Raw genomic sequence first — 6,381 nt, 5'->3', positions numbered from 1 at the left:
TCAACAAATTGCTCGAATAGCGCGTTTATCATGGGACGCTAACTCATTGACTCTAAGCGGCCAGGGGTAACGTCTTTAGCTTATCCAATTGACCGCACTAGTACGAATGATCACCTTAACAGGGGTAACCTTTTACCCTAAACTTCACTGCCAAACCGGGGCCTGCGCCCGTAGAAGCGGTACTGCCAATAATCTCGCAAAATGCGATCGTGATCAAAGCAAAGGTTGGCTGGTGTTTCCCAGGGATTGATGATAGAAGCGGTTTTGGCGTCGTCGCCCGCGACGGGGTCGGCGGTGGCGGTGGCCAGAAATACTACGCTCAGGGTGTGCTTGCGGGGGTCGCGATCGGGGGCGGAATATACAGCGAGCTGCTCAACTAGCTCGATGGTGAGGCCAGTTTCTTCTTGGGCTTCGCGGCGGGCGGCGGTTTCAACGCTTTCGCCGTAGTCGACAAAGCCGCCGGGTAAGGCCCAGCCCAGGGGCTCATTATGGCGCTCGATTAGCACGATGGGGCGGTGGGGATGGTGCAGCAGCTCAATAACAATGTCGACAGTGGGGGCAGGGTTGCGATAAGCGGTCATGGAAGAGTGACTTTATGAAAGTTTTGCTGAGCTTAAAATAACTCTCTAGGAAGCCGACTGCCCTGGGTAGGCCATGTTAAAGTCTACTGGAATTAAACCGAGCTAACTATGCCCTTTCCCCGTGCCAGTGGCATTTTGCTGCATCCCACGTCGCTGCCCAGTCGGTTTGGGATTGGCGACCTAGGCCCAGAAGCCTACCATTTTATAGATTTTTTAGCGCATACTCGCCAGCAGCTCTGGCAGGTGTTACCTTTGGGGCCGACTGGCCACGGCAATTCACCCTACCTGTGCTATTCGTCAATGGCGGGCAATCCGCTGTTGATTAGCCTGGAGGTGCTGTGCGATCGCTCCCTGCTCTACCCCGATGAGTTGCACGATCTGGAGCATTTTTCCCCTCACCAAGTGGATTTTGATCAGGTGATTCCGATCAAAATGCGGCTGCTAGAGCGGGCCGCCAGCCGGTTTCATGAAACCGCATCGGACGAGGACAAAGATGCTCTGGTTCAGTTCAGTGAAGAGTGCCATTTCTGGGTGGATGAATTTGCCTTTTTCATGGCGCTCAAAAATGCCCACGGCGGTGCTGGCTGGACGGAGTGGCCGAGCGCGATCGCGCGGCGCGAACCCGAGGCGATGGCTGAGTGGCGCGAAAAGCTGTCCAGCGATATTTTTTGTCAAAAGTTTTTGCAGTTTGAGTTTCACCGCCAGTGGCAGTCGCTGCGGCAGTACGCTCGCGATCGCCAGATCCAAATTATCGGCGACATTCCCATCTACGTCGCCCACGATAGTGCCGATGTATGGGCTTTTCCCCACAACTTCATGCTCGACCACGACACCCTGGCCCCAGCGCTGATGGCCGGGGTGCCGCCCGACTACTTCAGCGAAACCGGGCAGCTCTGGGGCAACCCCACCTACAACTGGGAAGAGCTGAAAAACCGCGACTTTCACTGGTGGATTCAGCGCATCAATGCGCTGCTCGGCTATGTAGACATCATTCGAGTCGATCACTTTCGCGGGCTGCAGGCCTACTGGGGCGTGCCCGCTGGCGAAGACACCGCCATGAACGGCCAGTGGATTGAGGCCCCCGGCACCGAGCTGTTTGAAACCGTGCGCCAAAAGTTCGGCACCCTGCCGATCATGGCCGAAGATCTGGGGGTAATTACCCCCGAAGTCGAAGCGCTGCGCGACGAGTTCGAGTTTCCGGGTATGAAGATTCTGCACTTCGCCTTTGGCGGCGGCAGCGACAACCCTTACCTGCCCTTCAACTATGTGCCCAATAGCGTGGTCTACACCGGCACCCACGACAACGACACCACCATCGGCTGGTTTGACAAAATGCCCGACCACGAGCGCAATCGCTTGATGGAGTACCTTGGTTGTCTCAGCCCCGAGGGCATTCACTGGACGATGATTCGCCTAGCGCTGATGTCGGTAGCTAACCAGGCGATCGTGCCTCTGCAAGACATATTGGGTTACGGCAGCGACTGCCGCATGAACACCCCCGGTAAATCTGACGGCAACTGGGGCTGGCGCTACCAGGCCGAAGCCCTGACCGACGAGATGCGCGATCGCCTGCGCTGGCTGACCGAGCTATCTAATCGAACCCCGACAGAAGGATAAGGATAGAGCGATAAGCAGAATGAGGCCGCAATTGCGGCCTCATTCTGCTTATCGCCACGGTTCCTAGCGGTTCAGCGTCAGCACCGGTATGCCTCGCATCAGAATGTCGGTGACAGAAATGACCCCCAGTAGTTCGCCATCTTGGACGACGGGGGCGCGCTGGACCCCTGTATCTGACAGCACCTGGGAGGCGTCTTGAATGGTGAGGTTGGGGTCTAAAGAAACGCAGGGCTGCCGCATGATGTCTTGCACCAGCACCTTCTCGGGGTCGTGGCCTCGGGCGACGACGGTGTAGACGATATCGCGATCGGTCACCATACCAAAGGGCATGTCCTGGGCGCGGTGCTCGACTAGGAGCGATCGAATTTGCCGATGCTGCATCAGGACTATAGCCTCGGCTACGGTGGCTCCGCTGGCAATGGTGGTGACATGATGGGTCATGATGTCGGCAACGGTCAGCATAGGACTCTCCAGGAAAAAGTGGATAAGGGGTTAGAACGTAAGCCTGCAAGGGCCTGCCCAGTTAGAGCCAGCGGCAGGTTTGTCTATATACAGGCCAAGAGTAAAAAATCAGCGTTTAGCCAGAACCCATCGATGGCGTGCAGCCTCGAATGATAATCAACCAGGGGTCGCTGCGGCGTCTCTGGCCCTGGTTAACTCGATGGTGAATCGGCGCTAAATTCTGCTCAGCTAGCGTTGCTTAGTTGGCCTGTTCGGCCAGCTTGGCGGGCTACCTATTGTAGAGATGGCCCTAAAGCAGTGCTCAAGCCTGCATCGATCTTATTTATGGTGCCCTCTGTAGCGGGGAACCCCCCTCATTTTTGTACCTTTTCTTTAGATTTGCTCCTCAGTTCAGCCGAAGAATAGTGCAGACGAGTAATGTCACCCGTCTAAAGGCAGACCTTAAAGGCGAATACTGTCTCACGACGAATACTCAATTTTCAAATTTTACAGCGCTTGCTAAGGCCCCTTGCCAGAGCAGGGAGGCTTGGGGGGCAGTCGCCGTCGAGGTCGGCGTCGCTGAAACACCTGCTGATGCTTGAGCCGTCGATGCAGGTAGGTTAGGGCACCGCCTGCGATCGGTACCAGGGGCATGAGCGCTAGCCACAGAGCAGACGGCGGCGGGGCCGGTTGCGCGACCACTAGAGGCGTAAAGGCTAGGGTCTTGGCCCTTAGTAGCGGGGTGGGTAATGTTAGTTCACCTTGGCGCAGGGCGGTTTCTAGGGCAATCCAGGTTTGGGGGCCTGCTATGCCGTCTGCGGTTGTACCCTGCTGCTGCTGCAGCGATCGCACCGCTGCCGCCGTATTGGCCCCATAGAGACCGTCGACTGGCCCTGAATAAAGCCCTAAATCGGTTAGCTTTCGCTGCAGCTGGCTGACCTGGGGGCCACTGTCGCCTGGCCGCAGAAAGGGTTGAGTCGGCACCTCCTGGACTATCAGCCGGGGCGCACCCTGGGCCAGGCTAGGCGCGACGAAAGCGAGCTGTACGCTGCCCAAGGCGATGAATCCCATGCTCAGCCCACTCAAGCCCAAGCTTAGGAGGCCGCTCCGGCGAAGGGCCGTTGTCCATCGGGTGGTCATGGTATTAGTTCCCAGAAAACGCCCACAGCCAGAGGGGCAAGGTCAACAGTAAGATGGCCGAACTCAGCCCTACACAGGTCACCGACAGGTCGCGATCGAGGTCGTAGGCCTCGGCCAGCACCAGGTTTGAAAACGCGCACGGCATGCCTGCCTGCAACGTCATCACCAGCCGGGGCGGGCCATCTACCCCCAGCAGGGTTAGGCCTATACCCACAGCCAGAGGCAGTACCAGCATCTTAATCGCCACAGCCACGGTTGCCCGGTGCAGGTGCTGCCACGAGCTGAGCTGCTGAATCCGTAGCCCCATCAGCACCAGCGACAGCACCACAATAGCCCAGGCAAATTGATATAGACCCTGGTCGAGCCAGGCGGGTAGGGCGATCGCTTTTAACCCCAGGCCCAGACCAAAGGCCAGAATAATCGGATTTAGCCCGACGGCTCGTAGCCTGGCTAACCATTGCCGCTGTCGGGGTTGGGCTGTTTTGCCACGTTGCCCGCCCATTTCTGAGGCCAAAATCGCCCCCAGACCGTAGGAGCCAAGTAGGGTGCCCAGGGCATCGTAAAACAAGGCCCAGCCAAACACCCCCACCCCCAGCTGGGGCAGTAGCAGCACCACCGGGTAGCCGATATAGCCCGTATTGCCCAGCATAGCGGCCAGCGAAAAGCTGCCCTGAGTAGGCCTGGGCCACCGATCTTGGGGTGTGCGGCGAATCCACAGGCGGCTGCACAGTAGCCCCAGCAAAATGGCGGCCCAGGCCACCACCGGAGCTAGGTAGAGGTTGCCCGACAGGTCGGCCCGCCGCATAAACCCCACAATACTGAGCGGAATGCCCAACCAAAACAGAAACCGCCCCAGCCGCAGGGGTACCTGCTGATACAGTCCCTGGGGTTCTCCCAGGTGGGGGGCAAAACGCTGCAGCAAAGCCCCCAGGGCGATACCAGCGCAGATGCCAGCTCCAATCGGCCCGTACAGGCGCATCAATACCTCAAGCGGTGGCACAATAGCGGCCCTCAATTACTCTGCACTAAACCTTTACCCAAATGCTCTGCCCTGAGATTGTGACAGGCGAAGCCGGGGTTTGGCGTTAGCCGGGGGCAAGAGGTTGCGATCGCGGCGTTGCGGGCCATAATGGGTAGAGCTTTGCCGGAAGCGAATGACCATGTCTCCCTTCGACGATATTCCCCAAGCGACCCGCGACATACCTCTACACTCTACGGGGCCAGATCAACCTGCCTGGTGGCGGCGCACCCGAATGCTGCGGCGCACCCTGGGCCTGGCTCTGCTGGCCCTGGCCGCAGGCGGTTTAGTGGCCTGGTATCAGACTAATGGGTTTTCGGCGGCTGAGTTTGCTCAGCCCTTTGAAACCATGATTAACCGCTCTGCCCTAGATGCAGACGGAGCCACAACCTCCACCAGCGCCCGGGAGGAAAACCGCGATGTCGCCGTGCAGCTGGCCCCCTCTAGCCGCACCCTGCTCAACCACCGCGCCTACGACGAAGCCCCAGATGAAGAGTTAGTTGCCCTATCTAACAACGCCAGCATTCGCCTACGCACCACTGCGGCGGCCCAGTACGAGGCCATGACCCAGGCTGCTGCCCGTACGGGAGTACGGCTGGTGCCGCTGTCAGGCTTTCGTTCTCAAGCCGAGCAGGAGCAGATTTTCTTTAACCTCAAAGCCGAGCGCGGCCAAGATGCTCAAACTCGCGCCGAGGTGAGTGCCCCACCGGGCTATAGCGAGCACCATACCGGCTACGCCGTCGATATTGGCGATGCCAACCAGGCGGGCACCAACCTCAACAGCGATTTCGAGAATACTCGGGCTTATGAGTGGCTAGAAGCCAACGCTGTACAGTACGGCTATGAGCTGTCGTTTCCGCCCGACAATTTTCAGGGGGTGGCCTTTGAGCCCTGGCACTGGCGTTTTGTCGGCGATCGCACCAGCCTAGAAACCTTTTACAGCGAGTAGATCAGCGCGAGTACGACGACTGACGCTATCACTCCCCCTTGCTCAGGGATAGTTCGGGTTTAAAGGTTCTATGGCATCTTCTAACTGTGCTGACATGGTTTTTAGCTATTCTGCCTGGCGCTGATCTATGACCCTTGCACATCAAAAGTTTTCTGGGTACAGGTCAGCGGCATGGTTAAAAGTAACGGCAAAGGCAGTCGTTCCGGCGGCCATCATTGTCGCTGTCCTCAGCGGGGCGCTGGGTCTTAAAAGCCTGCACGCTAAAGCAGAACAAAGTATCTCAAATTACCTCGGACGATCGGTTCAGCTAGGTGGCCTGCGCGGTGTTTCTCACCGGGGGCTGTGGCTGGGTAAAACCGTTATTCCCCCAACTGAAGCCGAGGCGCTGGCCGGGCAAATTGACGCCATAGCGATCGCCTTCGATCCGTGGGCACTGCTGACTCGGCACGAATGGCAGGCGGCGGTAACCCTGGTGCGGCCAGAGTTTTTTGTAGTACTGTCTGAGGCTGGGGCCGGCCCCAGCTTTAGCCCAGGCGCTGGGGCCGGAGCAACGATCGCCCCTACCCGCGCCATTCGCCTAAAAACGTTTCGGGTTGAGGAAGGTGTATTCACTCTCTATGCCTCCCGACCCGACC

Annotated in this window: 7 protein-coding genes; 3 read left to right on the top strand and 4 right to left on the bottom strand. The window is 58.3% G+C overall.

Annotated elements, in window-relative coordinates; translation table 11 throughout:
* Positions 1-137: 137 nt before the first annotated feature.
* Complete coding sequence (locus IQ273_RS28935; protein WP_194026572.1) at positions 138-581, bottom strand: NUDIX hydrolase; 444 nt, start codon at positions 579-581, stop codon at positions 138-140.
* A 108-nt stretch (positions 582-689) separates the two neighbouring features.
* Here IQ273_RS28935 and malQ point away from each other — a divergent pair, with 108 nt between their 5' ends.
* The gene (gene malQ, locus IQ273_RS28930; protein ID WP_194026571.1) at positions 690-2,198 is read left to right on the top strand and encodes a 4-alpha-glucanotransferase; all 1,509 of its coding nucleotides are present in this window, start codon (positions 690-692) and stop codon (positions 2,196-2,198) included.
* Between the two features lie 63 nt (positions 2,199-2,261).
* Here the strand turns inward: malQ and IQ273_RS28925 are convergent, their stop codons facing one another.
* The 3 genes from IQ273_RS28925 to IQ273_RS28915 all read right to left on the bottom strand — a co-directional run bounded on the left by IQ273_RS28925 (position 2,262) and on the right by IQ273_RS28915 (position 4,779).
* The gene (locus IQ273_RS28925) at positions 2,262-2,660 is read right to left on the bottom strand and encodes a CBS domain-containing protein (RefSeq protein WP_194026570.1); all 399 of its coding nucleotides are present in this window, start codon (positions 2,658-2,660) and stop codon (positions 2,262-2,264) included.
* A 498-nt stretch (positions 2,661-3,158) separates the two neighbouring features.
* Positions 3,159-3,779 carry a peptidoglycan-binding protein gene (locus IQ273_RS28920; RefSeq protein WP_194026569.1) on the bottom strand — a complete coding sequence of 207 codons (621 nt, stop codon included), beginning with the start codon at positions 3,777-3,779 and terminating at the stop codon, positions 3,159-3,161.
* A gap of 4 nt (positions 3,780-3,783) precedes the next feature.
* Entirely contained in the window at positions 3,784-4,779 is a 996-nt protein-coding gene (locus tag IQ273_RS28915; RefSeq protein WP_313898290.1) for an AEC family transporter, read from the bottom strand.
* A 160-nt stretch (positions 4,780-4,939) separates the two neighbouring features.
* Here IQ273_RS28915 and IQ273_RS28910 point away from each other — a divergent pair, with 160 nt between their 5' ends.
* Both IQ273_RS28910 and IQ273_RS28905 read left to right on the top strand, forming a co-directional pair.
* Positions 4,940-5,746 carry a D-alanyl-D-alanine carboxypeptidase family protein gene (locus IQ273_RS28910; protein WP_228054099.1) on the top strand — a complete coding sequence of 269 codons (807 nt, stop codon included), beginning with the start codon at positions 4,940-4,942 and terminating at the stop codon, positions 5,744-5,746.
* 127 nt (positions 5,747-5,873) lie between these two features.
* The coding region (locus IQ273_RS28905) for a hypothetical protein (protein WP_194026567.1) at positions 5,874-6,381 on the top strand (508 nt) is incomplete at its 3' end.

The organism is Nodosilinea sp. LEGE 07298 (assembly GCF_015207265.1).
GTDB lineage: Bacteria > Cyanobacteriota > Cyanobacteriia > Phormidesmidales > Phormidesmidaceae > Nodosilinea.
The sequence above is the reverse complement of the archived record's forward strand: the minus strand, read 5'-3'. Positions and strand labels throughout refer to the sequence as shown.